The following is a 24,783-nucleotide window of genomic DNA, read 5'->3' as shown; positions in this document are numbered from 1 at the left end:
CTTCAGTAAGCGCAGCTTTCGTCTCGGGGCCCTGGGCCGTCGCGGAACGAAAGTGTGCGCCTGATCAGGAACCGAAACGGCGCAGCATCCAATCGAAGAGGGTGGCATGCCACAGCGTCGTTGCCCCCAACTGGCAATGCTCGGCCCCGCCAGAGGCTTGGTCGTAGATGTGGGTTTCCACTGAGCGCGCTTGTTTCAGCGCGGTGGTGAAGGCGTCGACCTGCGATAGCGGCACGAAGTGATCGGCCGCCCCCGCCAGAACAAGAACATCGGCGCCGATCTTGTGCGCGACGGGCGCTAGCGTATAAGCCGCGCTGGCCGCCAGGAACGCCTCAACGCTGCCGACTCCGAAGGTCCAGCAGCCGTTCTCCATGGCCCATTTCACACCCGGGCTCCGGCTCTTGACCGGATCCGCAGCCAGTGCGCCATAGGTCTTGCACAGCGCCCCGAAATCGAACAGCACATCAAAGGCGATCAGACCGTCGATCCGCTGGTCGAATGCGGCCGCGCGGGGCGCCAGGTAGCCGCCCATGCTCATGCCGATCAGGACGATCCCGCGCGGTTGGGCATGGCGGGCCAGGAAATGATCGAGAACCGCGCCGTTCGGCTTTTCCCATTCATGGGTGAATGGCAGCCCGTGGCGACGCAGCGCGGCACCTTGGCCAGGGCCTTCATAAGTCAGGACGTTGTAGCCCCTGTCATTGGCGTCCTTCGCCAGCATGAAATAGAGCTCTTCCAACGTGCTGTCATACCCGCCGACGAACACGATAAGCGGCCGATCATCGCCACCGGGAACCGGATAGAAGATCGCGCGCAGACTACCCTTTTCATAAGGAACATCGGAACGCTCGAAGGGCACGCCCAGCGCCTGCAGTCCGGCATCGAAATTGGAAATCTGGGCGGACCAGGCGATCTCCCGGCGGGGATCATCGGGTGAGAGCAGGAATTCCGCCGTCCGCCAATACGTATGGGCTCGCTGCAGCCCCAGCCCCCTGCTGATCGGGTCGCGGTTGTCGCGCACCCGGTCTTCGTTACGGCGGGCGGTGGCGGAAAACGCTTCATACCAAGCCTCGGCATCACTTTCGGCGATATGGGAGATGGTCTCAAACACCTCGTTCACGTCCGCGCCGCCCGCGGCCACGTCGTTGAGGACGCGCAAGGCTTGGAAATGAAAGGTCTGGTCACCGAACAAGCGGCGAATGCCGGTGGCTGCTGTTGGGGGCATGGGAACCATCATCGGCGGGCCTTCTCTAGGGGATGGATACGGAATCCTAACGCCCACCCCGGCAGAAGATTTGATTTCACGCGCCAAATGCTTGATTTTGCGCGCCATGCCGACTTCATTTCCCGACGTGACGGCGTCGCGCGACCTTTTCGACACAATTTCCGAGGCCGCGGTGCGGGCCGGTCTGGTTTCCTGCAACGAAGTCCAGGTGATCAGTGGGGCGTATGCGGATGGGCATGCTTTCGCCCGGCTCAGCGAGCGTGCCCTGCTGCGCCTCTGGTCGCTTCTCGCCCTGCGCTATGGCGGCAGTGATGTCGGGGGAATACTGGCCTTGCAGGTGCCCGTCCACAAACTCGGTTTGCTGGGTGAGATCGTTAATCATGCCGCAAGCCCGACCGAGGCGTTCGATCAGGTGGTCCGGTTCAGCCGGTTGTTGAACCAGCGCGCGCGCATTGGCCAGAAGCGGACGGCCAGCCACTTGACCGTGGTTTATGGGGGCAGTCTGCAGGCCGACACATGCCAGGCCGGGCTGGACGCCGGCATCATTTGGTCCTTGGCCCATCTCGCGCTACTGCCCGGCCGCCTGTTCGGTGCCGATGTTTACCCGGAACGGGCCACACTGCCCGGTGCACACCTCAGGGACGTCGCTGGGCTGTACCGGATCTTCGGCCGGTCGATCGATCTGGACGCCGGCCAACCTGGACTCTGTTTCGCGGTTGCGGCTTTGCGAGGATTGCACAAGGCGCCGGAAGCCCGTCTGTTGTCGCATCTCGAAGGCGCCGCCGCGCTCCATGTCGCCGCCTTGCCGCCATGCGAGCTGCTTGGCGACCGGGTGCGCGCCTTTCTGGAGGGCAATCTGGCGGGTGGTCCTCCGCCGCTGGAGGAGATCGCAAAGCATATGGGGTTTTCCAAACGCTCCCTGCAACGGGCGCTGAATGCGGAGGGCGCGAGCTTTGCCGAGATCTTGGACGATCTGCGGCGCGCACGGGCAAAGGTGCTTCTGGCGGACGGACGGCAGTCCCTCAGCATGATTACCTACCTGCTCGGCTACACCGACCAGGCTATTTTGAGTCGCGCGGCGCGGCGCTGGTTTGGCGCGTCGCCCCGCAACCTTTGATAAGCCGTCGGCTGAACCAGTCGCCCTTCATTGTTCGATTTACCGAACAACCCATTTCGATTGGGCTGGATTATCGCGCAGGCGGTTGGCGCCTACTTCTACGGCATCTTCCAGAACAGGGGATGCCCCATCATGAACAGCACCTACACCCTTGGACACCGTGCCGTGAATCGGCTGGGCTATGGCGCCATGCAGTTGGCCGGGCCTGGCGTGTTCGGTCCGCCCAGGGACCGCGACGCGGCGCTGGCCGTGCTGCGCGCCGCGGTCGAGTCCGGCGTCAACCACATCGACACCAGTGACTTCTACGGGCCGCATGTCACCAACCAACTGATCCGCGAGGCGCTGCACCCCTATGCCGACGATCTGGTCATCGTCACCAAGGTCGGCGCCGTGCGGGGAAGCGATGGCTCGTGGAACCCGGCCTTCTCGCGGGAGCAACTGACCCAGGCGGTGCAGGACAACCTGCGCAACCTGGGCCTGGATGTGCTGGAGGTGGTCAACCTGCGCGCCATGTTCGACGTGCATGGGCCGGCCGAGGGCTCGATCGAGGCGCCCCTGACCGTGCTGGCCGACCTGCAACGCCAGGGCCTGATCCGCCATATCGGCGTCAGCAACGTGACCGCGGCACAGATCGCGGAGGCCCGGCGCATCTGCCGCGTCGCCTGTGTGCAGAACCACTACAACCTGGTTCATCGCGCTGACGACGCCCTGATCGACGATCTGGCCCGCGACGGCACCGCCTATGTGCCTTTCTTCCCGCTGGGGGGTTTCACCCCCTTGCAGTCCACCGCCCTGTCCGAGGTGGCGGCGCGGCTGGGGGCCACACCGATGCAGGTGGCATTGGCCTGGCTGCTGCGCCGGTCGCCCAACATCCTGCTGATCCCCGGCACCTCCTCCGTCGCGCACCTGCAGGAGAACCTGGCGGCGGCGACGCTGGACCTGCCGGAGGACGCGATGGTGGCGCTGAACGTCCTGACGGGGGTGCCCGCCGCGCATTGAGGTAGCGGCTGGCCGGGCGTCGTCCCCGCGCTATGTTGGTGCGGAAGCCATCGGCATGGGAGGGGGCGATGCCCGCCAGACATATCCGCGACGGTCGCAAGGTGCTGGGCGCCGGCCTGCTGGCCCTGCTGGCGGCGGCCACGCCAGCGGGCGCCCGGGTCCATGTCGGCTATGCCACCCAAGGGACGTGTGACGGCTATCCGGCGGTGAACCTGGCGGCGGCGCCTGGGCTCTGTGTTGGCCTGGTCGCCAATCAACTGGGGTTCGTCCGGGGCGTGGCGGTCCTGGGGGCCGACCTCTATGTCGTGGATCTGGGCGGCGGCTGGCGCCACAACCACGGCCGGCTGCTGCGCCTGAGGAATTTGGGCAAGGCGCCGCCGGAGGTGTTGCTGACCGGCCTGGATGAGCCCCACGCCTTGGCGCCGGCGCCGGACGGGCGCCTGTACATGAGCGTGCTGGGGCGCATCGTCTCGCTCGACCCCAACGCCGCCGACGTGGCCGCCAGTCTGCGCGACGTGGTTGTCGGCCTGCCCAAGACCGGGCTGCACCCGCTGCCGGCCCTGGCGGTGGCACCGGACGGATCGCTGTTCGTCAATGTCGGCTCCGCCACCGACCATTGCGAAAGCCCAGGTGGGAAGAAAGGCCAGGACACTCCACCCAACGCCGATGCGGCCTGCCCGGAAACGGTGGGCGCCGTCCCCCGAGGCGTCATCCTGCATGTGACGCCCGGCGCTGCCCCCGTGGACATCACGGGCGTGCGGCCCTATGCCCGTGGCTTGCGCAACGCCGTGGCGCTGGCGGTCTTGCCCGGCAACCAGGTGGTCACCGCCACCAACGCCCGCGACAATATCTCCGACGCCGATCCGGCCCTGGATGATGAGGCGGTGCCCCACGACCTCTATCTGGTGGTGAAGGAGGGGGCGGATTACGGATGGCCCTATTGCTATGACGATGGCGTGCCCAGCCCGGAATACCGCAGCCATTACACGGTGGCCGACTGCAAGGCCAAACAGGCGCCTACCCTGTTGTTGCCGCCGCATGCCGCCCCGCTGGGCCTGCTGCCCTATGCCGAGGGGCCGCTGCCCGGCCTGGCCGGCACCTTGCTGATCACCCTGCATGGCTACCGCGACACCGGCCACCGCGTCGTGGCCCTGCCGATCAACGCGCGCGGCCATCTCACCGGGGCGATCCGGGACATCATTTCGGGCTGGGAGGCCGTGACCGGCGACCACCCCCAGGGCACGCCCGTATCCCTGGCCCGCCTACCCGATGGCAGCGTGCTGGTGACGGAGGACCATAACGGCACGCTGTTGCGGCTGGCTAAGGGGACCAGGGCGCCATGACCACCTTCGCCCGCGACGGCGCCGAGCGCCACCCCGGCCTGCTGTCGCCGGTCGACCTGGCGCGGCTGATCCAGGTGCTGTCCGACGTTCCTCCGGTTCGTGCGGGCGCGCGCCTGCACGGCATCGCCGGACTGGGCGCCTTCCTGAATGCCGATGGCCCTGTGGGTCGTCTTGCCGTCTCCGCCCTGGGGTTGGATGCCCGGCCGGTACGCGCCATCCTGTTCGATAAGACGGCTGACAGCAATTGGGCCCTGGGTTGGCACCAGGACCGAACCATCGCCGTGGCGGCACGGGTGGAGGTGCCGGGCTATGGCCCGTGGAGTGTCAAGGATGGCCTGGTTCATGGGGCGCCACCGCCGGATCTGCTGGCAGGCATGGTCACCCTGCGCGTCCATCTCGACCCGGTGGATGCCGACAACGCCCCGCTGCTGGTGGCACCCGGGTCCCACCGCCTGGGCCGGGTGGCCGAGGGCCAGGTGGCGGACACGGTGCGCCGCTGCGGCCAGGTGGCCTGCCTGGCGGAGGCTGGCGATGTCTGGCTCTACGCCACCCTCATCCTGCACGCCTCCGCCGCTGCCACCCGCCCCCGGCATCGGCGGGTGCTGCAGGTCGACTACGCCGCTGGCGACCTGCCGGGCGGGCTGCGCTGGCTGGGGGTTTGAGGGCGGGGTGCATTGGCGGCGGACTTGCCTGTCAGGACAAAGCGCCATGGCCGCGTACAGCTATTGTGATGATCCGTCGGTGCCGGCGTTTCCGGATGACAAACCCATCATCGTCTTCGATGGCCATTGCGTCCTCTGCTCCGGCTTCGCCCAGTTCGTGATGCGCCACGACCCGGCCGGCCGCTTCCGCTTGATGGCGGCGCAGACGCCCCTGGGGGCGGCACTCTACCGGCATTACGGGCTCGACCCTGTGGACTACCAGACCAACCTGGTGCTGGAGGGTGGCGTGGCGCGGGTGAAGTCCGATAGCTCCATCCGCGTGTTCGAGTGCCTGGGCTTTCCCTGGTCGCTGCTGACCCTCGGCCGCCTGCTGCCCCGGCCCTTGCGCGACGCGCTCTACAGCCTCGTCGCGCGCAACCGCTTGCGCTGGTTCGGCACGCGCCAGGTCTGTTACCTTCCCACCCCGGAACAGCGGGACCGGTTCATCCTGTAAGGGGGCTGGCCCAGGGGGATGGGGCATGCGCGTCCTGGTCATTGGGGCCTATGGGCTGATCGGCAGCTATGTTGTGGCGCGTCTGCTGGCCGAGGGGCACGTCGTCACCGGCGCCGGCCGCGATATCACCGGCCCCGCGCGACAAACGCCCCAGGTGCGCTGGGTCCGCGTCGACCTTGCCAAGGCGACGGTGGAGGACTGGCTGCCCCTGCTGACGGACGTCCAGGCGGTGGCGAATTGCGCCGGCGCGCTACAGGATGGGCCGCGTGACGATCTGGCGGCCGTGCACCGCGACGGGGTTGCCCGCCTGGTGGCGGCCTGCGTACAGGCCGGCGTACGGCGCCTGGTCCATATCTCCGCCGCCGGTGTCGCCGCCCATCGCGCCCTGGGCGTCCAGGGCGACCGCTTCAACGACACCAAGCTGGCGACCGAGGATCTGCTGCGCGCCAGCGACCTGGACTGGATCATCCTGCGCCCCGGCCTGGTGCTGGCGCCCGCCGCCTATGGCGGCAGCGCCCTGTTGCGGGGCTTGGCCGCCTTGCCCGTCGTGACGCCCGTCGTCCATGCCGACGCCACGGTGCAGGTGGTGGCCGCGACCGATGTGGCCCGGGCGGTGGCGCTGGCGGTGCGGCCCGACACCCCGGCGCGACGCGCCATCGACTTGGTGCATCCCAAGGCCGTCACCATGGCCGATCTGGTGGGTACCCTGCGGCGCTGGCTCGGCCTGCCGGCGGCACGCTTATGGCGCCTGCCCCCCGGCGTGGCGCGGCTGGCGGCCAGGGGCGCCGACGCCCTGGCCTGGGCCGGCTGGCGCAGCCCCCTGCGCACCGCCACCCTGGATCAGCTCCGCGCCGGAATCGCCGGCGATGGCCACGCCATGGAGCGGGAATTGGCGATCAAGCCCCTGTCGTTGGCCGACATGCTGACGGCCTATCCGGCCGGCGTGCAGGAACGCTGGTTCGCCAAAAGCTATTTCCTGAAGCCAGCGATGCTGGCAATGCTGGCAACCTTTTGGATTGTGTCTGGCGTTATCGGCCTGTGCCGCGTGCCGGAGGCGACCACGGTCCTGACCCTGGCGGGCATGGCCCGGACGCCGGCCACCCTGGCGGTGCTGCTGGGATCGGCCGTCGACATCGCCTTGGGCGTGGGCGTCGTCTTCCGGCGGCGGGCCAGGACCGCGCTGCTGGGCATGGTCACGGTGTCGGGTGCGTACATGGTGGGCGGTACGCTGTGGCGGCCGGACTTGTGGCTTGACCCCATGGGCCCTTTCCTCAAGACCCTGCCGGCGGCGATGCTGGCGCTGGCGGCCCTGGCCCTGCTGGATGAGCGCTGATGGACCTCTATGACTTGGTGAAGGTCGCCCACATCATCGGCGCCGCCGTGCTGTTCGGCACGGGGGCCGGCATCGCCTTCTTCATGCTGATGGCCCATCGCACGCGCGACGCGGCCCTGATCGCCCACACCGCCCAGATCGTGGTGGTGGCCGATACCCTCTTCACCGCATCCGCCGTGGTGGCGCAGCCGCTGACCGGCGGCACGCTGGCCCATCTGGCCGGATATCCCCTGTTCAGCGGCTGGATCGGGCTCAGCCTCATCCTCTACGCCGTCACCGGTGCCTTCTGGTTGCCGGTGGTGTGGATGCAGATCCGTATGCGTGACCTGGCGCGGGTGGCGGTGCGCACGGGCCAGCCGCTGCCGCCCGCCTATTTCCGCCTGTTCCGGGTCTGGTTCGCCTTCGGCTTCCCCGCCTTCGCCGCGGTGCTGGGCATCCTCTGGCTGATGGTCACCAAGCCCACCCTTTAATTCCTGCCTCCAAAGGACCATCCCCATGATCGCCCAACTGATCCGCCTGGAAGTCGCCCCCGACCTGCGGGAGCAGGCGCTGGCCCTGCAGCAGGTCAACGTCGAACAGACCCGGCTGGAGCCCGGCTGCCGCCGCTTCGACTTCGCGGCGGCCAAGGACGAACCCGGCGTCTACTATGTGTGGGAGGTGTTCGAGGATCAGGCGGCCCTGGACGCCCACTACGCCGGCGCCTACTTCCAGGCCTGGCGTACCTGGATGCTGGCCCAGCCTGAAGGCAAGGTCGTCCGCACCCGTTTCCCCATCGACCCGCTCTGGCTGTGAGTGATTATGAGGGCAAAGTACCGCTTAATTCATTTTGCAAGTTGGAAGGTTTGAACGCGTAGCAGTACCGACGTGTGCTGGTTGCCTAGTTGTGCGTGTTCCAAGGTTCCGGTAAGAACCACATCATGGCCAATCCAAGAGTCGTTGGGGTATTGATCAACTATAAGCTGCAGTCTCGCCAAGTTTTTTTCTGGCCCCTCGTACAAATCATCATTTTCATGGCCGTTGGAATTTGTGCAAATGGGATGAGGTAGATCAAGGAACCAATAGGTCTCTAAGCGATCATATTTGCTGCCTGGGTCCGTATGGAATGAATGCTCAGAGATCTTGCCTGTGAGAGTTACGATACTGGGGGGATAGTTCAAGCACCCCCCTTGTTGGGCCTTCGCCACACATATCTGAAAGCCGATCAACACTATCGTTACTATCGTTGCTGCGATGATACGCATGTTCAGGCTCCTTTCCGCGATACGGTTCCCACCTTCCACCCTTCCTGGCGGCGTTGGGCGGCCATAACGGCAGAAAGCTCTTCGGCTGTGAGACCCTTCACCTTTTCGTTGCCCGTTAAACCAGTCCACAAGTGTATCCGCGCTCTATAAGCGGGCACGTCATCTATTTTCTTATCCGCCCAGTTTCCGATCATCTCATCGACGGTGTTGTCGCCATATTTCCCTAGCAAAAGAGCCTTTTGCGCCGCTATGCCGCTCGCTTCGTCCGGAAAAATGGCGCGTTCTCCATCGCTGCCAATAGCGCCGTATCGATGGGCAAGGTATTCGTCGCCTCCCCCTGGTTTGTAGCCGAGGTTGCCCGGGTTGTTGTTGCGCCAGGCACGGCTGCCACCGCTGCGGGTTTCGGTCGAACCATCACTGTTCTCAATGACAACCAGCTTATGACCCTGTTTTCTTGCTTTCAGTGCGCTCGGCGGATCTTTTAGCGCGGCATTGCCGGAGCCGCTGTCATCCCCGCCGGTGGTCCACTCACCGCCTTCGGGTGTTCCTCCAGGCACGCGTGGCTCGTCTCCCCACCCGCCTTTCAGCAGCAGGTCGCTCATCTCCGCCATGGCCAGGGCTGCATCATCATTGGCCAAAGGCGGCAGCGCCGCGTGGACCAGGGAGATGTGGGCCAAGGCTGGTTCGCCCTTGTTCAGGGCGTGGGCGACGCGGTCCAACTGACGCATCCGCCGATCCATATCACTGGCGTAGCCGTATCCCTTGGTGAACAGTTGGACCAGTGCCCGGCGGTCCCGTGCCTGCCAACGGCCCCGGCCATCACGCTCCAACAGGGGAACAGCGGCACCGATGAAGGCGCCATGGTCATTGACATAGGGGTGGCGGCCATCGCCGCGGGGACCGGCGAGGGTGAACTTCCTTAACACAGGCAAATCCATTTCCGACTCCGACGGTGATGATGTCGGATTGGAACATAACAGGAACATCTGTGGGTTGCAAGAGAGGCAACCGCCGAAACGGGAAGGTGCGCTATTCCCCCGCCCAGCCGCAGCGCTTCAGCGCCGCGCGCAAATGGGCGGGCACGGGGGCTTCGGCGCCCACGGGATCGCGGCTGGGGTACAGCGGCAGGACGATGCCGCGGGAATGCAGGTGCAGGGCGCCGGCGGGGCCGCCATAGGCCGGGTCGCCCAGCAGGGGACAGCCGACATGGGCCATGTGGACGCGGATCTGGTGGGTGCGGCCGGTGCGGGGATACAGCTCCACCCAGGTGAGGGGGCCGTCCGGCGTCTCCGCCCGCCCGCGCACCCTGTAGTCGGTGACGCTGGCTTGGCTGTCGGGCGTGCCGTCGGGCACCACCTCCATCTTCCAGCCGTTCTTGTTGGTGCGCTTGAACAGGCTGGCCTCGATACGGCCCTCCTCCGCCGGCGGCGATCCCGCCACCACCGCCCAATAGGTCTTGGACACCCGTCCCTCCTGGAACAGCTTGCCCAGCTTGCGCAGCGCCTTGGGATGGCGGCCCAGCACCAGGCAGCCGCTGGTGTCGCGGTCCAGGCGGTGGGCCAGGGTGGGGGCTCGGGGCAAGCCGAAGCGCAGGGCGTCGAAATGGCGTTCCAGGTTGTCGCCGCCGCCGGGACCGGCATGCACGGGCAGGCCGGCCGGCTTGTCGATGATCAACATCAGCGCGTCGCGGTACAGCACCCGCGCCTGGATTTCCTCTGGCTTCATGGCAATGGGGTCCCTGGAGCGGAACGCGATCAGGTGGTGCCGCGCTCGCCCCAGGCCTTACCCCGTCAGGTCCCGCTAATCAAGGTCAGGGGTCACGCGATGGCGCCGCCGCCACCTGCTGGGTCATGGCCCGGCCTGCCCCCAGCGAGGGCACCGTGGCCCCCAACAGGCTGGGTCCCAAGACCGGGGTCAGGCCCAAGGCGGGCACCAGGGCCGGAGCGGGCGCCGGCTGCCGGTTCAGCCCGTGGTGCAGGGCGATGTCCAGCACCCAGGTGAGATAGGTGTCGATCATACCGCTGACATGGAAGGCGGGGCAGCCGGTGAACAGCCGGTCGTGGCCGGTGCTGACCGGGGCGATGCCGTCCAGCCGCAGGTCCAGGCGGCGGTCCGCCCCCTCCCCCACCAGGCGGAAGGGTGAGCCCTCCTGCGTGGTCGGGTTCACGGCCGAGTCGCCATGGGGATGCAGGTGGGCGGCCTCCAGAAAGGCCACGATCATGCCCAGGCTGCCGGAGGCCAGGGTGGCGATCTCCTTGCGCGACCGCCACAGCATGGCCCGCCACTCCGCCGGCGGCAGGTCCACGCCCAGGTAGTAGGCGGCCTCCACCAGGCTCCAGCACACATGCAGGGCGGTGTTGCTGCCGGTCTTGGCGATGCTCAGCACCGAATGGTCGGCGCGGCGATACAGGGCGGAGGCGGAGAAGAAGCGGCCCGCGGCCCGCGCCATGCGGCCGAAGGGACAGGCGATGGGCGCCTGCGGGGCCCCGCGCGCCTCAAGGTCCGCCATCCACAGGTCCAGTTCCTTGTTCAGGCCCAGGCAGCCGGCGGTGCGCAGCAGGCCGAAACGGTGGTGGGCGCTCATCCACTCGGGCAACGCCGCGAAGGGGCCGGCGCCCGTGTCTTTCATGCGCTCCATGGCGCGGACCAGGCGGTGACGGAAATCGCGGAACAGGAAAACCAGGTGCAGGTTGCCCTTCAGCCGGTCGACGTTGTCGCTGGTCAGCGCCAGATCGGCATGGGCGCGGGCGAGATAGGCGTCCAGCGCGTGCGCGTCGCCCGTCAGGTCCATCATCTCCAGCACCGGCGTCACGGCCAGGCGCTGGATACCGGCGGCGGCGTGCGCCTCTTGATAGGCCCGGGCGAAGGAGCCGCTGGGCGCCTCCGTCTCCAGGCCGGCGGACTCGGTCGAACTCAGGCCGGAAACAACGCCACCATCCATGATGCAGGCACCCCGCAGATGAAACCGGGGATGCCCAAGCACAGGACGGGCCATGCAACGATCTAAGCGGAATCAATGCATTACTGCATAAGCGGCGGCGTTGAGGACAGGGTGCGCCGGAAAGTCCTGCCGGGTTCCTGCAAAAAGCCGGCAGTAATTGCCGAAAGCGTGACAGCATCGCTGTCAACGCCATCACGCGTTTCGCAATACCCAAACTACAGGTCAGGGCGGGGTGGTTCCCGGCGCGGGCTCCAGGGTCAGGCGCCAGCGGGTGGCGCCGGGCAGCAGCGGCGTGGCGCGGCCCTGAACCCAGTCCTCATGCCCCTTGTTGTAATAGGGCGACAGCGGGTGGCCGCTTTGCCCCGTGGGCATGTGGAACAGGCCGGTGTCCTCATGCCCCGGCGACACCACCAGCCGTTCAGAGGCGCCGAAGTTGGGTGCCGTCACGCGCGGCTGGAACAGATCGCCGGCCACCGGCTCCGACGGCGGGTCCAGGTAGGGCGCCAGCACCGGGGCCACGGTCGACAGGGGGTGGTGGATGGCCAGGCGGTTGCGGTCGCCCCAGGTGAAACGCGCGATGTCGCCCCCGTTCTGGGCCAGGCGCTCGCGCACATCCTTCAGAGCCGCGTCGATCAGGGCGTCCCAGCTCTTGTATCCGGGCGGCACCAGGCCGGGCGACTTGGCCGTCAGCAGGCGGCGGGCCGGCCCCTCCGCCTGGTGGCTGACCAGGTCGCCGGCATGGTCCCCGGCGGGTCCCGCCAGCGGGGCGGTGTACGCCTGGTACAGCCTGTCGACCACGGCGGTGCGGAAGCTGCGCACCAGGCGATACCCGACAGAGGGGATTGCGGCCCGGCCGCCCCAGCTTTCCACCGGCGCCACCAGGTTGGCCAGCGCCTGGTCGCTGGCCCGTTCACCCAGGGCCTGCAGCATCAGCCGCTGCCAAAAATCCAGCATGGGCGCCCGGTCGTCCAGCTGGATGTCCAGCATGTCCTTTTCGGCGAAATGGTCGCGGGCGGCCAGGTCGTCGCGGATCTGTCCGGCCCTGCCGCCCAGGGCATAGCCGCCGAAGCCCAGCTTGGCCAACGCGTCGCCGCCCACCACGCGGGTGTTGGCCGTCCACAGCCGGCCGTTGGCGGGGTTGGTGATCACCGGCACCTCCGCCGGCGACAGATAGCCGTTCCAGCCCGCCTTGCCATCGGCCCAGCTGACGGGCAGCGTGCCGTCATGGCCGAAGCGGCGCGGCACCAGGCCGACGATGGTCCAGGCCAGATTACCCTTGGTATCGACCACCATCATGTTCTCATTGGGGATGGGCAGCCGGTGGGCGATGGCCACCGCCTCATCCACCGAACCCGCCCGCTCCAGGGCGGCGCCGGCGGACATCACCTCCGCCCCCACGTCGTGCGCCACCCAACGGTAGGCCAGCTTGCGGCCCTGCGCGTCGGTGCCGACCACCGGGCCCCAGTCGCTGTCCTCCACCGTGATGCTGGGGCAGGTCGGGGCGGGGCACAGCACCTCCCGGTGCTTCTCCAGGGTTTTGGGCCCATCCGGCGTCTTGTAGCGGTCGGCGTCGCCGTCCACCGGTTCCAGGACGACGACGTCGCCGGTGTCGACATAGGCGTCGGTGTACCCCCAGGCGATGCGCTTGTTGCTGCCCACCACCAGCAGCGGATTGCCCGGCAGGGTGACGCCGATCAGATCCAGGGTGGGGGCGTCGGCCCCGGCGGGCTTCACCACCAGGCGGGCGCGGTACCAGGTGTTGGGCGCCCGCAGGCTCAGGTGCATGTCATTGGCCACCATGGCGGCCCCGGTGCCGGTCAGCGCGCCGCTGACCGCCCAGTTGTTGCTGCCGGGGATCATCGCCTCCCCCTCGCCCTGCTCAGGGGCCGCCGCCCCCACCTTCACGGCGGGGGTGTAGCTTTCGGGCATGGGCGGCTCGGGCAGCGTGCTGCCGTCCAGGGGGGCGTCCAGCTCGGTGCCCTGGGGATAGAGGAAATTGGCCATGGCGGGGCCCATCTGGTCGATGGCCAGCGCCAGGCGGCGCTCCTCCCACCCGTCAGAGGACTGCAGGTCGAAATACATGGCGTCTACGACCAGCAGCGTGTCCTCCAGGCTCCACGGCGTGGGCTGCTGGCGCAGCAGCGTGTATTCGAAGGGCGCGCGCTTCAGCCCGTTCAGCCCGGCGTTCACGCCGGCGGTATATGCGCTCAGCATCGCCCGCTCTTCCGGGCCGGCCCGCTCGACGGCGGCGTGGGCCCGGGCGCGGAAGCGGTGCAGGCGATGGGGGGTGTCCACCTTGGCCGCCGCCGGGCCCACCAGTTCCGACAGCTCCCCGGCGGCGCTGCGCCGCATCAGGTCCATCTGGAAATACCGTTCCTGGGCATGAAGGAAACCCAGGGCGTACATCAGGCTGGCACGGTCGGGGCCCGTCAGGGTGGGCACGCCGTTCTCGTCCCGCTCCACCGTCACCGGGGCCGACAGGCCGGGGACGGCGGCCGTGCCCTCCAGCTGGGGCAGGCTGGCGTTCAGGCTCCAGGCCGACCAGGTGCCGAGGCCGACGATGCCCACCACCGCCACGCCGGCGATCCCGCCCAACCATGCCAGAACCCGGCGCCCGCTGCGGCGGTCGGTCTTCGCTTCCATTCCTGTCCCCATGCGTCAGGCTTGTTTTGGGCCGAGGCTCCTTCGAGCGAAGGTCCCGTGGGCCCGGCCGCCTTGGCGGCGGCGCATTCTCATCCAATGTGTCTGGTGAAGGCAACAAATCCCAAGTATGCCAACGCCGTGCCCGGTGAGCGGGGATCGTTGGTGATTGGGCTTGGTTCCGCCGCCGCGCCATGGGTATGGTCGGACGCCATCAATAACGGTTGGCCATCAACAACGGTTGGGAGAGGCCGGCCATGGCCTGGACACGTGACGCGACGCTGGCGCTGGACGCCCGGGACCCGGTGGCGGCGGCCCGCGACGCCTTCGACCTGCCCCCCGGCGTCATCTACCTGGACGGCAATTCCCTGGGTGCCCTGCCCCACGCCACCCGCGCCCGCCTGGCCCAGGTGGTGGACCGCGAATGGGGCGTGGACCTCATCCGCAGCTGGAACAGCGCTGACTGGATCACCCTGCCCACCCGGGTGGGCGACCTGATCGCCCCACTGATCGGGGCGGACGCGGGCGAGGTCATCGCCGCCGACTCCACCTCCGCCAACCTGTTCAAGCTGGCGGCGGGGGCCGTGACGATGCAGCGTCGCCGGAACCCGGGCCAGAACCCGGGCCAGGGCCGCCGCGTCATCCTGTCGGAACCGGGCAACTTCCCCACCGACCTCTATGTCATGCAGGGCCTGGCCGACCTGCTGGGCGATGTCGAGTTGCGCACCGTGCCGGCGGAGGGGTTGGCCGACGCGCTGACCCCGGACGTGGCCCTGCTGCTGCTGACCCATGTGCATTACAAGACGGGCCGGGTGCACGACATGGCCGCCCTGACGGCCAAGGCCCACGCCGTGGGGGCGCTGGCCTTATGGGATCTGTCGCACAGCGCCGGGGCGCTGGCGGTGGACCTCAACGGCTGCGGGGCCGACCTGGCCGTGGGCTGCGGCTACAAATACCTGAACGGCGGCCCCGGTGCCCCGGCCTTCCTGTTCGTCGCCCGCCGGCACCAGGACGCCTTGCACTCGCCCCTGTCCGGCTGGATGGGCCATGCGGCGCCCTTCGCCTTCGGCGACGACTACCGGCCGGCCCCCGGCATCCTGCGCCACCTCTGCGGCACGCCCCCGGTCATTTGCCTGTCGGCGTTGGAGGAAGGGGTGAAGATCATGGCCGGCGCCGACCGTGACGCCCTGTTCGCCAAGTCCCGCCGCCTGGGCGATCTGTTCCTGGATCTGGTGGACCAGCGCCTGGGGGCCCATGGCTTCCAGGTCCTCTGCCCCCGCGACAGCGCGCGGCGGGGCAGCCAGGTCAGCCTGGGCCACGACCAGGGCTACGCCATCGTCCAGGCGCTGATCGAGCGCGGCGTCATCGGCGACTTCCGCGCGCCCGAGGTCCTACGCTTCGGCTTCGCCCCCCTCTACATCCGCTACGTGGATGTCTGGGACGCCGTGGATCATCTGGTGGACATCATGGAAACGGGCCTGTGGCGGGAGGCGCGGTTCCATGAGCGGGCGGCCGTGACGTGACGGCCCGGTCGCGGCTACTGCTGCTGGTCGGTGCCCTGCTTCTGCTGGTGGTGGCCGGTCATGGCCGGGGATCTTCAGATCTCGGGACCGCCTATGACACCTTGCGCAAAGTGTCCCTCCAAATCCATGTAGGCATGAAGGGCGCGGAGGTGGAGCGTCTTGCCGACGCCGCTGGCCTGCGCAGCGTCAAGTTCAGCGTGGCCAACGACCCCGAAGTGAAGGCGACGGCAACGGACACCTACAGCATATCCATCGGTGTCCCGATACAGGAAGCCCCGGGCATCATCTCCATGACCATTCGTGTGCGCGATGGCGTGGTGGATTGGGTGTCGCCAATAATGCCGCCCGAACCTTAGTTCATCACTCTTAGGCCGCTACAGGCTGGTCCGCACGCTGAACAGCTCCGGGAAGAACTTCAGGTCCAGCGCCTTGACCAGATAGCTGACCCCGCCGGTGCCGCCGGTGCCGGGCTTGAAGCCGATGATGCGTTCCACCGTCTTCATGTGGCTGAAGCGCCATTGCTGGAAACGGTATTCCAAATCCACCAGCTTCTCCGCCAGGTCGTACAGCTCCCAATGCTCATGGGGGTCGCGGTAGACGGCCAGCCAGGCGGCCTCCACCGCCGGATGCGCCTGGTGCGGCTCGGTCCAGTCGCGGTCCAGCAGGCCGGCGGGGATGGCGAAGCCCCGGCGGTGCAGCAGGCGCAGGGTTTCGTCATACAGGCTGGGCTGGGCATAGGCGGCCATCAGCTCGGCATGGATGGCGGGGTCTCCCTGGTGCACGGTGATCATGCCGGCGTTCTTGTTGCCCAGCAGGAATTCCAGCTGCCGGTACTGGAAGGACTGGAAGCCGCTGCTCTGCCCCAGGTGTGGGCGGATCAGGCTGTAGTCCGCCGGCGTCATGGTGGCCAGCACGTCCCACGACTGGATCAGTTGCGCCTGGATGCGGCTGACGCGCGCAATCATCTTCAGCGCCGGGCCCAGATCGTCCGCCTGGATTTGGTGCAGGGCCGCGCGCAGCTCATGCAGGCTCAGCTTCATCCACAGTTCCGACGCCTGGTGGATGACGATGAACAGCAGCTCGTCATGCTGGTCCGAGCGGGGATGCTGGGCGGACAGCAACTGGTCCAGGCCCAGATAGGCGCCATAGCTGAGGTCGGGCCGCTGGTGGATGCCCTCGCCCGACAGGTCGACGGCACCGGTGTTCTTTTCCTGCGTCATGGCGGCGCCGTCTTATTAAAGGGGCTCGCCGCGCACCAGGCGCGGCAGTTCGCCCACGACGCCCATGGCATGGCGCATGAACAGCTTTTTCAGCGGCAGCAGGGGCGGTGCGTTCACCGCCGCCAGGCCCAGGCCGCGCGCCAGCTTCAGCGGCGCGATGTCGTTGGAGAACAGGCGGGTCAGGCCGTCGGTCACGCCCAGCAGGCTGACATTGTCGAACCGGCGCCAGCGCTGGTAGCGCTCCAGCGTCGCGGTGCCGCCCACGTCCAGGCCCAGGCGCCAAGCGTCGACGATGACCTCCGCCAGGGCCGCCAGGTCGCGCAGGCCCATGTTCAGCCCTTGGCCGGCGATGGGGTGCATGGCGTGGATGGTCTCGCTGATCAGCGCCAGCCGGCGGTCGACATAGCGCTGGGCGTGCTGCCACGACAGGGGGAAGCTGTAGCGGCCGCCAATGGGGCGCACGGCGCCCAGCCAATCGCCGATGCGGGCCTGAAGCTCGGCGGTAAAGGCCGCGTCGTCCAGGCCCATGTAATGGGGCACGGCCGCGCTCTTGTCCGACCAGACGATGGAGGTGCGGTTGCCGGTCAGGGGCAGCATGGCGAAGGGCCCGCTGGGCAGGAACAGCTCCACCGCCACGCCGTGGTGGGGGAACTCATGCTCCACAGTCACCACGATGGCCGTCTGGTCATAGCTGCCGCCCACCAGGCCGATGCCGGCGTCCTTGCGGCACAGGCTGCCCCGGCCGTCGGCGCCCACCACCAGGCGGGCGCGGACGCGGCGACCGTCGGCCAGGGTGATGGTGGCCATGGTTGGCCCCCGGTCCAGCGACGCGACCTCCACCGGGGCCAGATGGGTGACGGACGGCAGCTCCGCCAGGCGGGCGAACTGGGCCCGGCGCAGCACCACATTCTCGACGATGTAGCCGAAGGGCTGGTCGCCCACCTCGCGGTGGTCATAGTGCAGGAAGGTCGGCCGGTTCTGGTCGGTGACACGGATTTCCAGGATGGGGCCGGCGTCGCCGTTCAGGTGAGCCCAGACCCCCGCCCCCTCCAGGATCTTCATGCTGCCATGGGAAATGGCGGTGGTGCGCCCGTCGAAGGTCGCCTCCAGCTGATGGGCGGGGCTGTCGCGGTCGATGCAGAGGGTGCGCACCCCGGCCGTGCCCAGGGCCGCCGCCAGCGACAGGCCGGCCAAGCCGCCGCCCACGATGGCGACGTCCGCGACCAGATCGGTTTCGGCGGTGGGGAGGGGGGCTTCGGTGGACATCGGCGGCGCCTTGGCAAACGGGGGCAAGGAGGGGGGCAAAGGGGATAGAGTTCAGCCCCCTATAGATCGCGGTGGCGCGGTCACTTGTCCAGTACCGCGCACATGATCGATCCCCAGGCTGCCGATGCCTATAATTTATGCAATTGCCTGCGCTTTGCCGGTAATCTCTCCGGCGCGGCATATTTTATCGGCATCCGCTGCGCGCAAACGGGGCGGTTCCGCCCTCGCATCGCGCCTGCGCATCCCATGGCGGGCCCCTTTCTCCGCCCGCTCTTTCGGATGAGCGACGACAATTCTGTGAACGCGGCACGCTTCTTGAAGACCGGACGGCCCAACAGGCCCCGCCAACCGGCGCGCCCCGGTGGTGGGCGGCGCCCCGGCGCATGGGGCTTCCCCGAAAAGGGACCCTTGGGGTTCCGGGCCTTTGAGGACTGCCGATGAAGCTCGTGGTGGCGGTGTTGAAACCGTTCAAGCTGGATGAAGTGCGTGAGGCCTTGGCGGTCATGGGGCATTTGGGCGTGACGGTCAGCGAGGTGCGGGGCTGTGGCCGCCAGCAAGGCCGGACGGAGATCTATCGCGGGGCGGAATACGCCATGAACTTCCTGCCCAAGGTGAAGATCGAGGTGGCGGTCCCCGACGACCAGATGGAAAGCGTGGTGGAGACCATCCAGGCCACGGCCAACACCGGCCGCATCGGCGACGGCAAGATCTTCGTCATGACCATCGCGGAGGCGGTGCGCATCCGCACGGGGGAACGGGGACAGCCGGCGCTCTGACCTTATGGCATAGGCGGACGTGAGCTTTTCATCGGGTTTCTAAGCATTTAGGGGCAAATCCACGGATTCTAAGGCGGTTTTGCGGGTCGGGGCAGGGCGGCCCCGACGCCGTGGGCCTTGTGGGGGCCACCGCCGACCGCTAATATCGGGGCCGTCTTTCCCGATATGCCGGATATGATTTTTCCCATGCAGCTGACGGCCGATACCCGGGTTCCCGTCATGACGAGTCCCATCGTGGGTCCGTCCTTGAACGGCCGTTTGAGCGGACTGTCGGATTATCCGTTCACCCGCCTGGCGGCGCTGCTGGCCGACGTGACGCCGCGCAGCAACGCCGCCCCCCTGATGCTGTCCATCGGGGAGCCGCAGCACGAGCCGCCGGCCCTGTTGGCCCAGGCGCTGGCCAGCGCGCCCCTGGCGGATTGGGGCAAGTATCCGCCCACCATCGGCACCGCCCCCTTCCGCACCGCCGTGCATGGCTGGCTGTGCCGCCGCTATGGCCTGCCCGCCGGCTTCGTGGACGTGGACAAGGGCATCTTGCCCGCCACCGGCACGCGGGAGGCCCTGTTCCAGGTGGCGCTGCTGGCCACGCCGCAGTTCAAGGACGGCCGCCAGCCGGCCGTGCTGATCCCCAACCCCTTCTACGCCGTGTACGAGGGGGCCGCCGCCCTGGCGGGGGCGGAGCCGGTGTTCATGCCGGCCACCCGGCAGACCGGCTTCCTGCCCGACCTGGACGCGCTGGCGCCCAACCTGCTGGCCCGCACCGCCCTGATGTATCTGTGCACGCCGTCCAACCCGCAAGGGGCGGTGGCGGACCTGGATTATCTGAAAAAGGCCATCACCCTGGCCCGCGCCTACGGCTTCGTCCTGGCGCTGGACGAATGCTACGCCGAAATCTGGGACAAGGCCCCGCCGCCCGGCGGGTTCGAGGCCGCGCTGGCCCTGGAGAACGAGGGGGCCGGTCTGGGGCAAGCAGGCCAGGGAACCGCCAACCTGCTGGTCTTCAACTCCCTGTCCAAGCGATCCAGCGCCGCCGGCTTGCGCTCCGGCTTCATCGCGGGTGATCCGGCGCTGATCCAGGCCTTCACCCGCCTGCGCAGCTATGCCCTGGCCGGCAACGCCCTGCCCGCCCAGGCCGCCGCCGCCGCGTTGTGGAACGACGACGCGCATGTGGAGGAGAACCGGCGCCTCTACCGGCAGAAGATCGACGCAGCGGAAGCGGCGCTGGCCGGCCGCTATGGCTTTTACCGCCCGGCCGGCGGCTTCTTCCTGTGGCTGGACGTGGGCGACGGCGAGGCCGCGACCCGCAGGCTGTGGGGGGAGGCGGGATTGCGCGTCCTGCCCGGCGCCTATTTCACCCGGTCGGAACCGGACGGCAGCAATGCCGGCCATCCCTATATCCGCGTGGCCCTGGTGCATGACACCGAAACCGTGGCCCGCGCCTGTGAGACCATTGCCCGGGTGCTGGGATGACCCGCACCGGGCACACCCGGTTTTCGGCCTGACATAAAGTTGCCTGATACCGTGTTTACTCCCTGGAACCGGCCCACCGCCCTCACCGGCTGCGGCACCGATTCCGATATTGACCCACGCCCGTAAGTTTTCAGGAACGAGCGACGGCCCATGACGACCCGCCTTGCCTCCCCCCCGGTTCCCGGGGCAACCGCGACCCCCTGTCCCCCGGCTCCGCACCCACGGGCCCGGGCAAGCGCCGCCGCGGCAGCCTGCTGCCCGAGGGCGCGTCGCAGTTCCTGATGCGCCGCGCGACCGAGGTGGGCGGACTGTGCGTCGTGCTGCTGGCGTTGGCGCTGGCCGCCATCCTGTTCAGCTACGACCCCAATGACCCGTCGTGGAACACGGCCGGGCCGCACACCGCCGTGCACAACGTGGCCGGCGCCTTCGGGTCCTACACCGCTGACGTGCTGGTGCAGTGTTTCGGCCTGGCGGCCTACCTGTTGGCGGTCATCGTCGCCGGCTGGGGCGTGCGCATCCTGCGGCACGACCCGCCCAGCTTCTGGGCCGGCCGCATCGCCGCCGGGCTGTTCGCCATCACCCTGGCCGGCGTTTCCCTGGGCGGCATCTCCGCCCCCTTCGGCGGTGGCGCCGGCGGCAACGCCGGCCGGGTCATCGTCACCCTGATCGACCATTTCATCGCCAGTCATGTGGGGTGGAGCAGTCCGGTGCTGCTGGGCCTGGTCATGGCGCTGGCCACCGTCGCGCTGATCGTGGTGGCCTTGGGCGTGCCCTTCTACCAGGCCTTCGCCGCGGTGGGCGCCGCCTACGGCTTCCTGCGCCGGGTGGGCCAATGGCGGCCCGCCGTCGGGCCCAAGCCCGCCTCCGTCCGCCGCGCACCCGAGCCGGCCCCCCGATCGGCTTCCAGGCCGGCCCCCGGATCAGCGTATGAGCCGGAGGATGAGGCGTATGAGGACTATGCGGAGGAACCGGCCGCGCCCGCGAGCGGTCTTGCCGGCCGTCTGCGTGCCGCCGCCGGCTCCGCCCTTGGGGACGGAATCGGTGGCCTGAGTGGCCTGGCCCATGGTCTCAAGGGCGGTCTGGCCGGCACGTTGAAGGGCCTGGCGACACCGAAGCGGGCGGCCCCCACGTCGCGGCGTGAGCCCGGCTTCGGCGACGGCCTCCGGCGCGAACCCAGCCTGTCCATCCCGACGCTCGATCGTCCCGCCTCTGGCATGGACCGCCCCGCCGGCGACCGCGAGCCGCCGCGCGACGGCGAACTGGATGTGGAGGGTGAGGCGGCACCCCGCCGTCCCTTGGCCACCGTCGTGCCGCCCAAGGCCAAGCCGGTGGAAATCGCGCGCAAGGCCCCGGCGCCGGTCCAGCCTAGCCTGGATCTGGAACCCGATGGGCCCAGCGAATACGAGCTGCCGCCGGTCGACCTGCTGCAATTGCCCGACCTGTCGGTACGCAGCCCCGGCGTGAATGAGGACGGCCTGCGCCAGAATGCCCAGTTGCTGGAAGGCGTGCTGGACGATTTCGGCGTGAAGGGGGAGATCGGCAAGGTCCATCCCGGCCCCGTCGTCACCCTCTATGAACTGGAACCGGCGCCGGGCACCAAGTCGTCCCGCGTCATCGGCCTGGCCGACGACATCGCCCGGTCCATGAGTGCGGTGTCCGTGCGCGTGGCCGTCGTCCCCGGCCGCAACGTCATCGGCATCGAGCTGCCCAACGCCAAGCGCGAAACCGTCTACCTGCGCGAATTGCTGGAGGCGGAAACCTACGACCGCAGCCAGCACAAGCTGGCCTTGGTGCTGGGCAAGGACATCGGCGGCCAGCCGGTCATCGCCGATCTCGCCCGCATGCCCCACCTGCTGGTGGCCGGCACCACCGGCTCGGGCAAGTCGGTGGCCATCAACACCATGATCCTGTCGCTGCTCTACCGGCTGCCGCCGGAGAAGTGCCGCTTCATCATGGTCGATCCCAAGATGCTGGAACTGTCCATCTATGAGGGCATCCCCCACCTGCTGGCGCCGGTGGTGACCGACCCCAAGAAGGCGGTGGTGGCCCTGAAGTGGACAGTGCGGGAGATGGAGGACCGCTACCGCGCCATGTCCAAGCTGGGCGTACGCAACATCGACGGCTACAACATGCGCCTGCGCGAGGCGCGCCAGAACGGTGAGACGCTGACCCGCCGCATCCAGACGGGCTTCGACCCCGACACCGGCAAGCCGGTGTTCGAGGACCAGCCCATCGACCTGACGGAACTGCCCTACATCGTCGTCATCGTCGATGAGATGGCGGACCTGATGCTGGTGGCCGGCAAGGATATCGAGGCCGCCATCCAGCGCCTGGCCCAGATGGCCCGCGCCGCCGGCATCCACATCATCATGGCGACGCAGCGCCCCTCGGTGGACGTCATCACCGGCACCATCAAGGCCAACTTCCCCACCCGCATCAGCTTCCAGGTCACCTCCAAGATCGACAGCCGCACCATCCTGGGCGAACAGGGCGCCGAACAGCTGCTGGGCCAGGGCGACATGCTCTACATGGCCGGCGGTGGCCGCATCACCCGCGTCCACGGCCCCTTCGTCCGCGACCAGGAGGTGGAGGACGTGGTGAAGTTCCTGAAGGCCCAGGGCGAGCCCAACTACGTCGACGCGGTGACGGAAGAGGACGACGCCAGCCCCTTCGATGAGGATGGCGGTTCGGGCGGCGGTGCCGGGGGCGGCAACGCCAGCTCCGGCGACGACCTGTACGACCAGGCGGTGGCCGTGGTCTGCCGCGAGGGCAAGGCCAGCACCAGCTTCATCCAGCGCCATTTGCGCATCGGCTATAACAGCGCCGCCCGCCTGATCGAGCGCATGGAGCAGGAGGGCGTGGTCAGCCGCGCCAACCATGTCGGCAAGCGCGAGGTTCTGGCCCGCAACATTGACGACCATGAGCGCGTGAATTAGAGCGAAGCGCGACAAGCGGGCGTACGCCAGACGTACGCCCCCTCCCCTCTCGCGGTCGATTTTCCAACATCTTGTATCGCCACCCCAATTCCGCCTTAAAGCGCGGTCTATCCTGAAGGCATCATGATCCGCCGCACCGCCCTCGCCGCCCTGCCTCTCGCCTTTCTGGTCGCGCTCGCCCCTGTGGCGTGGTCCGGGACGGCCGCTGCCAAGCCGTCCACCCAGCTTACCGACCAGGACAAGGCCAAGCTGGCGCAGGTGGAAACCTACCTGAACGGCATCCAGACGCTGAAATCACAGTTTCAGCAGATCAACCCGGACGGCAGCCTGGTGCGTGGCACCTTCCAGCTGAAGCGGCCGGGCAAGATGCGGATCGACTACGACCCGCCCAACAAGAACTTCATCGTGGCCGATGGCCATTTCGTCTATTTCTGGGATGCGGAGGCGAAGGAACAGTCCAACGCCCCCATCGGCAGCACCATGGCCGACTTCATCCTGCGGCCCGACCTGCACCTGTCCGGCGACGTCACCGTCACGTCCATGGATGACAGCGCCGGGGTGCTGGAGGTGACGCTGGTCCAGACCAAGGATCCCGGCCTGGGCCGCCTGACCTTGATGTTCCAGGAACAACCCTTCACCCTGAAGCGGTGGCGGGTGCTGGACGCTCAAGGCGCGACCACGGAGGTGGCGCTGCTGGATCCCCAGGCGGGTGTCAGCCTGGACGACAGCCAGTTCTATTTCCGCGATCCCAGCCGCCGCAAGGAACGCGACTGACGCCGCGCCTGGCGCCCCTGAAGCAAAGGAGGGTTCAGCGATGACCAGCCTTCCCCGCACCCCGTTGCCCATCGTCGGCGTTTCCGCCGACTACCGCACCCTGGGGCGGCATCCCTTCCACGTTGTGGGCGACAAGTATGTGCGCGCCGTGTCGGACGGCGCCAACGCTCTGGCGGTGCTGCTGCCGGCCCTGGGCGACCGGTATGACGCGGCGGAGGTGGTGTCCCGCCTGGATGGCCTGCTGTTTACCGGCAGCCCCAGCAATGTGCATCCTGACCGCTACCAGGGCCCGATGTCCGAACCCGGCACCTTGCACGACCTGGACCGCGATGCCACCACTCTGCCCCTGTATCGTGCGGCCCTGGATGCCGACCTGCCGCTGTTCGCCATTTGCCGGGGCTTGCAGGAACTGAACGTGGCGCTGGGCGGCACCCTGCACCAGAAGGTGCAGGACGTGCCGGGCCTCATGGACCACCGCGATGACGAGACCCAGCCGCTGGAGGTCCAGTACGGCGCCGCCCACGCCGTCGACCTCACCGCCGGCGGCTTGATGGCCCGCATCACGGGGCGGGAGCGCTTGACCGTCAACAGCCTGCACCAGCAGGGCATAGACCGCCTGGCCCCCGGCCTCGCGGTGGAGGCGGTGGCTCCCGACGGCCTGATCGAGGCCGTGCGGGTGGAGAAGGCCACCTTCGCCTTGGGCGTGCAGTGGCACCCCGAATGGCGCTTTTGGGAAGACCCCGCCGCCGTCGCCCTGTTCAAGGCCTTCGGCGACGCGGTGCGCGCGCGCGCGGCCACGCGCGCGCCTTGACGCTGCCCGCCCG

At 68.2% G+C, this 24,783-nt stretch carries 23 protein-coding genes; 15 read left to right on the top strand and 8 right to left on the bottom strand.

All coding sequences use genetic code 11. The features are described 5' to 3' along the window. Positions 1 to 64: 64 nt before the first annotated feature. The gene (locus UCD39_RS19800) at positions 65 to 1,237 is read right to left on the bottom strand and encodes an alpha/beta hydrolase family protein (RefSeq protein ID WP_330497539.1); all 1,173 of its coding nucleotides are present in this window, start codon (positions 1,235 to 1,237) and stop codon (positions 65 to 67) included. On the opposite strand from UCD39_RS19800, the gene UCD39_RS19795 reads away from it, so the two are divergent. The 8 genes from UCD39_RS19795 to UCD39_RS19760 all read left to right on the top strand — a co-directional run bounded on the left by UCD39_RS19795 (position 1,224) and on the right by UCD39_RS19760 (position 7,964). Next, positions 1,224 to 2,342, top strand: a complete 1,119-nt coding sequence (locus tag UCD39_RS19795; RefSeq protein WP_330497538.1) for a helix-turn-helix transcriptional regulator — start codon at positions 1,224 to 1,226, stop codon at positions 2,340 to 2,342. The genes UCD39_RS19800 and UCD39_RS19795 overlap by 14 nt on opposite strands. A gap of 132 nt (positions 2,343 to 2,474) precedes the next feature. Next, positions 2,475 to 3,341, top strand: a complete 867-nt coding sequence (locus UCD39_RS19790) for an aldo/keto reductase family oxidoreductase (RefSeq protein ID WP_330497537.1) — start codon at positions 2,475 to 2,477, stop codon at positions 3,339 to 3,341. A 68-nt stretch (positions 3,342 to 3,409) separates the two neighbouring features. Further along, positions 3,410 to 4,684, top strand: a complete 1,275-nt coding sequence (locus UCD39_RS19785; protein ID WP_330497536.1) for a PQQ-dependent sugar dehydrogenase — start codon at positions 3,410 to 3,412, stop codon at positions 4,682 to 4,684. Continuing rightward, positions 4,681 to 5,346 (top strand): phytanoyl-CoA dioxygenase family protein, encoded by a 666-nt coding sequence (locus UCD39_RS19780; protein ID WP_330497535.1) that lies wholly within the window; start codon positions 4,681 to 4,683, stop codon positions 5,344 to 5,346. The genes UCD39_RS19785 and UCD39_RS19780 overlap by 4 nt, the downstream gene beginning before the upstream one ends. A gap of 46 nt (positions 5,347 to 5,392) precedes the next feature. Beyond that, complete coding sequence (locus UCD39_RS19775) at positions 5,393 to 5,839, top strand: thiol-disulfide oxidoreductase DCC family protein (RefSeq protein ID WP_330497534.1); 447 nt, start codon at positions 5,393 to 5,395, stop codon at positions 5,837 to 5,839. A gap of 25 nt (positions 5,840 to 5,864) precedes the next feature. Then, positions 5,865 to 7,172, top strand: coding sequence for an SDR family oxidoreductase (locus UCD39_RS19770; protein WP_330497533.1), 1,308 nt, complete (start codon positions 5,865 to 5,867; stop codon positions 7,170 to 7,172). Next, a complete protein-coding gene (locus UCD39_RS19765; protein ID WP_330497532.1) occupies positions 7,172 to 7,642 on the top strand; it encodes a DUF2269 family protein in 471 nt (156 codons plus the stop codon). Before UCD39_RS19770 ends, UCD39_RS19765 begins: the two co-directional genes overlap by 1 nt. A 25-nt stretch (positions 7,643 to 7,667) precedes the next feature. Beyond that, the gene (locus UCD39_RS19760) at positions 7,668 to 7,964 is read left to right on the top strand and encodes a putative quinol monooxygenase (protein ID WP_145736630.1); all 297 of its coding nucleotides are present in this window, start codon (positions 7,668 to 7,670) and stop codon (positions 7,962 to 7,964) included. Positions 7,965 to 7,993: 29 nt separating this feature from the next. Here UCD39_RS19760 and UCD39_RS19755 read toward each other — a convergent pair whose 3' ends face one another. The 5 genes from UCD39_RS19755 to UCD39_RS19735 form a co-directional block, all read right to left on the bottom strand. Further along, positions 7,994 to 8,413 carry a DUF4431 domain-containing protein gene (locus tag UCD39_RS19755; RefSeq protein WP_330497531.1) on the bottom strand — a complete coding sequence of 140 codons (420 nt, stop codon included), beginning with the start codon at positions 8,411 to 8,413 and terminating at the stop codon, positions 7,994 to 7,996. Positions 8,414 to 8,415: 2 nt separating this feature from the next. Beyond that, complete coding sequence (locus UCD39_RS19750) at positions 8,416 to 9,351, bottom strand: hypothetical protein (RefSeq protein ID WP_330497530.1); 936 nt, start codon at positions 9,349 to 9,351, stop codon at positions 8,416 to 8,418. Between the two features lie 91 nt (positions 9,352 to 9,442). After that, entirely contained in the window at positions 9,443 to 10,138 is a 696-nt protein-coding gene (locus UCD39_RS19745; RefSeq protein WP_330497529.1) for an RluA family pseudouridine synthase, read from the bottom strand. An 85-nt stretch (positions 10,139 to 10,223) separates the two neighbouring features. After that, the gene (locus UCD39_RS19740) at positions 10,224 to 11,354 is read right to left on the bottom strand and encodes a hypothetical protein (protein ID WP_145736626.1); all 1,131 of its coding nucleotides are present in this window, start codon (positions 11,352 to 11,354) and stop codon (positions 10,224 to 10,226) included. Positions 11,355 to 11,576: 222 nt separating this feature from the next. Continuing rightward, a complete protein-coding gene (locus UCD39_RS19735) occupies positions 11,577 to 13,997 on the bottom strand; it encodes a penicillin acylase family protein (protein ID WP_330497528.1) in 2,421 nt (806 codons plus the stop codon). Positions 13,998 to 14,251: 254 nt separating this feature from the next. Here UCD39_RS19735 and kynU point away from each other — a divergent pair, with 254 nt between their 5' ends. Continuing rightward, entirely contained in the window at positions 14,252 to 15,517 is a 1,266-nt protein-coding gene (gene kynU, locus UCD39_RS19730; protein WP_330497527.1) for a kynureninase, read from the top strand. Next, positions 15,514 to 15,873: a hypothetical protein gene (locus UCD39_RS19725; RefSeq protein ID WP_330497526.1), complete on the top strand. Its 360-nt coding sequence runs from the start codon at positions 15,514 to 15,516 to the stop codon at positions 15,871 to 15,873. The genes kynU and UCD39_RS19725 overlap by 4 nt, the downstream gene beginning before the upstream one ends. Before the next feature lie 18 nt (positions 15,874 to 15,891). On the opposite strand, the gene kynA is transcribed toward UCD39_RS19725, so the two are convergent. Both kynA and UCD39_RS19715 read right to left on the bottom strand, forming a co-directional pair. Then, positions 15,892 to 16,737: a tryptophan 2,3-dioxygenase gene (kynA, locus tag UCD39_RS19720; RefSeq protein WP_330497525.1), complete on the bottom strand. Its 846-nt coding sequence runs from the start codon at positions 16,735 to 16,737 to the stop codon at positions 15,892 to 15,894. Between the two features lie 15 nt (positions 16,738 to 16,752). Continuing rightward, positions 16,753 to 18,003, bottom strand: a complete 1,251-nt coding sequence (locus UCD39_RS19715; protein ID WP_330497524.1) for a UbiH/UbiF/VisC/COQ6 family ubiquinone biosynthesis hydroxylase — start codon at positions 18,001 to 18,003, stop codon at positions 16,753 to 16,755. A 437-nt stretch (positions 18,004 to 18,440) separates the two neighbouring features. On the opposite strand from UCD39_RS19715, the gene UCD39_RS19710 reads away from it, so the two are divergent. The 5 genes from UCD39_RS19710 to UCD39_RS19690 all read left to right on the top strand — a co-directional run bounded on the left by UCD39_RS19710 (position 18,441) and on the right by UCD39_RS19690 (position 24,770). Then, positions 18,441 to 18,779 (top strand): P-II family nitrogen regulator, encoded by a 339-nt coding sequence (locus UCD39_RS19710; RefSeq protein ID WP_330497523.1) that lies wholly within the window; start codon positions 18,441 to 18,443, stop codon positions 18,777 to 18,779. Between the two features lie 219 nt (positions 18,780 to 18,998). Beyond that, the gene (locus tag UCD39_RS19705) at positions 18,999 to 20,249 is read left to right on the top strand and encodes an aminotransferase class I/II-fold pyridoxal phosphate-dependent enzyme (RefSeq protein ID WP_330497522.1); all 1,251 of its coding nucleotides are present in this window, start codon (positions 18,999 to 19,001) and stop codon (positions 20,247 to 20,249) included. Between the two features lie 281 nt (positions 20,250 to 20,530). Continuing rightward, positions 20,531 to 23,185, top strand: a complete 2,655-nt coding sequence (locus UCD39_RS19700) for a DNA translocase FtsK (RefSeq protein ID WP_330497521.1) — start codon at positions 20,531 to 20,533, stop codon at positions 23,183 to 23,185. A gap of 123 nt (positions 23,186 to 23,308) precedes the next feature. Next, positions 23,309 to 23,959: a LolA family protein gene (locus tag UCD39_RS19695; RefSeq protein ID WP_330497520.1), complete on the top strand. Its 651-nt coding sequence runs from the start codon at positions 23,309 to 23,311 to the stop codon at positions 23,957 to 23,959. A 40-nt stretch (positions 23,960 to 23,999) separates the two neighbouring features. After that, entirely contained in the window at positions 24,000 to 24,770 is a 771-nt protein-coding gene (locus UCD39_RS19690) for a gamma-glutamyl-gamma-aminobutyrate hydrolase family protein (protein WP_330497519.1), read from the top strand. The last annotated feature ends 13 nt before the right edge of the window (positions 24,771 to 24,783 follow it).

Origin of the sequence: Nitrospirillum karajorum, assembly GCF_036348415.1 — a bacterium.
GTDB lineage: Bacteria > Pseudomonadota > Alphaproteobacteria > Azospirillales > Azospirillaceae > Nitrospirillum > Nitrospirillum amazonense_B.
This window is presented reverse-complemented; position numbering and strand designations above follow the sequence as displayed.

Excerpts from the sequence above, each read along its gene's own strand:
- UCD39_RS19740 (WP_145736626.1), bottom strand. The coding sequence starts at position 11,354 with ATGGATGGTGGCGTTGTTTCCGGCCTGAGTTCGACCGAGTCCGCCGGC.
- kynU (WP_330497527.1), top strand. The coding sequence starts at position 14,252 with ATGGCCTGGACACGTGACGCGACGCTGGCGCTGGACGCCCGGGACCCG.
- UCD39_RS19705 (WP_330497522.1), top strand. The coding sequence starts at position 18,999 with ATGACGAGTCCCATCGTGGGTCCGTCCTTGAACGGCCGTTTGAGCGGA.
- UCD39_RS19715 (WP_330497524.1), bottom strand. The coding sequence starts at position 18,003 with ATGTCCACCGAAGCCCCCCTCCCCACCGCCGAAACCGATCTGGTCGCG.
- UCD39_RS19710 (WP_330497523.1), top strand. The coding sequence starts at position 18,441 with ATGAAGCTCGTGGTGGCGGTGTTGAAACCGTTCAAGCTGGATGAAGTG.
- UCD39_RS19775 (WP_330497534.1), top strand. The coding sequence starts at position 5,393 with ATGGCCGCGTACAGCTATTGTGATGATCCGTCGGTGCCGGCGTTTCCG.
- UCD39_RS19700 (WP_330497521.1), top strand. The coding sequence starts at position 20,531 with ATGCGCCGCGCGACCGAGGTGGGCGGACTGTGCGTCGTGCTGCTGGCG.
- UCD39_RS19765 (WP_330497532.1), top strand. The coding sequence starts at position 7,172 with ATGGACCTCTATGACTTGGTGAAGGTCGCCCACATCATCGGCGCCGCC.
- UCD39_RS19760 (WP_145736630.1), top strand. The coding sequence starts at position 7,668 with ATGATCGCCCAACTGATCCGCCTGGAAGTCGCCCCCGACCTGCGGGAG.
- kynA (WP_330497525.1), bottom strand. The coding sequence starts at position 16,737 with ATGACGCAGGAAAAGAACACCGGTGCCGTCGACCTGTCGGGCGAGGGC.
- UCD39_RS19755 (WP_330497531.1), bottom strand. The coding sequence starts at position 8,413 with ATGCGTATCATCGCAGCAACGATAGTAACGATAGTGTTGATCGGCTTT.
- UCD39_RS19690 (WP_330497519.1), top strand. The coding sequence starts at position 24,000 with ATGACCAGCCTTCCCCGCACCCCGTTGCCCATCGTCGGCGTTTCCGCC.
- UCD39_RS19800 (WP_330497539.1), bottom strand. The coding sequence starts at position 1,237 with ATGATGGTTCCCATGCCCCCAACAGCAGCCACCGGCATTCGCCGCTTG.
- UCD39_RS19780 (WP_330497535.1), top strand. The coding sequence starts at position 4,681 with ATGACCACCTTCGCCCGCGACGGCGCCGAGCGCCACCCCGGCCTGCTG.
- UCD39_RS19785 (WP_330497536.1), top strand. The coding sequence starts at position 3,410 with ATGCCCGCCAGACATATCCGCGACGGTCGCAAGGTGCTGGGCGCCGGC.
- UCD39_RS19745 (WP_330497529.1), bottom strand. The coding sequence starts at position 10,138 with ATGAAGCCAGAGGAAATCCAGGCGCGGGTGCTGTACCGCGACGCGCTG.
- UCD39_RS19735 (WP_330497528.1), bottom strand. The coding sequence starts at position 13,997 with ATGGAAGCGAAGACCGACCGCCGCAGCGGGCGCCGGGTTCTGGCATGG.
- UCD39_RS19770 (WP_330497533.1), top strand. The coding sequence starts at position 5,865 with ATGCGCGTCCTGGTCATTGGGGCCTATGGGCTGATCGGCAGCTATGTT.
- UCD39_RS19790 (WP_330497537.1), top strand. The coding sequence starts at position 2,475 with ATGAACAGCACCTACACCCTTGGACACCGTGCCGTGAATCGGCTGGGC.
- UCD39_RS19750 (WP_330497530.1), bottom strand. The coding sequence starts at position 9,351 with ATGGATTTGCCTGTGTTAAGGAAGTTCACCCTCGCCGGTCCCCGCGGC.
- UCD39_RS19695 (WP_330497520.1), top strand. The coding sequence starts at position 23,309 with ATGATCCGCCGCACCGCCCTCGCCGCCCTGCCTCTCGCCTTTCTGGTC.
- UCD39_RS19795 (WP_330497538.1), top strand. The coding sequence starts at position 1,224 with ATGGGAACCATCATCGGCGGGCCTTCTCTAGGGGATGGATACGGAATC.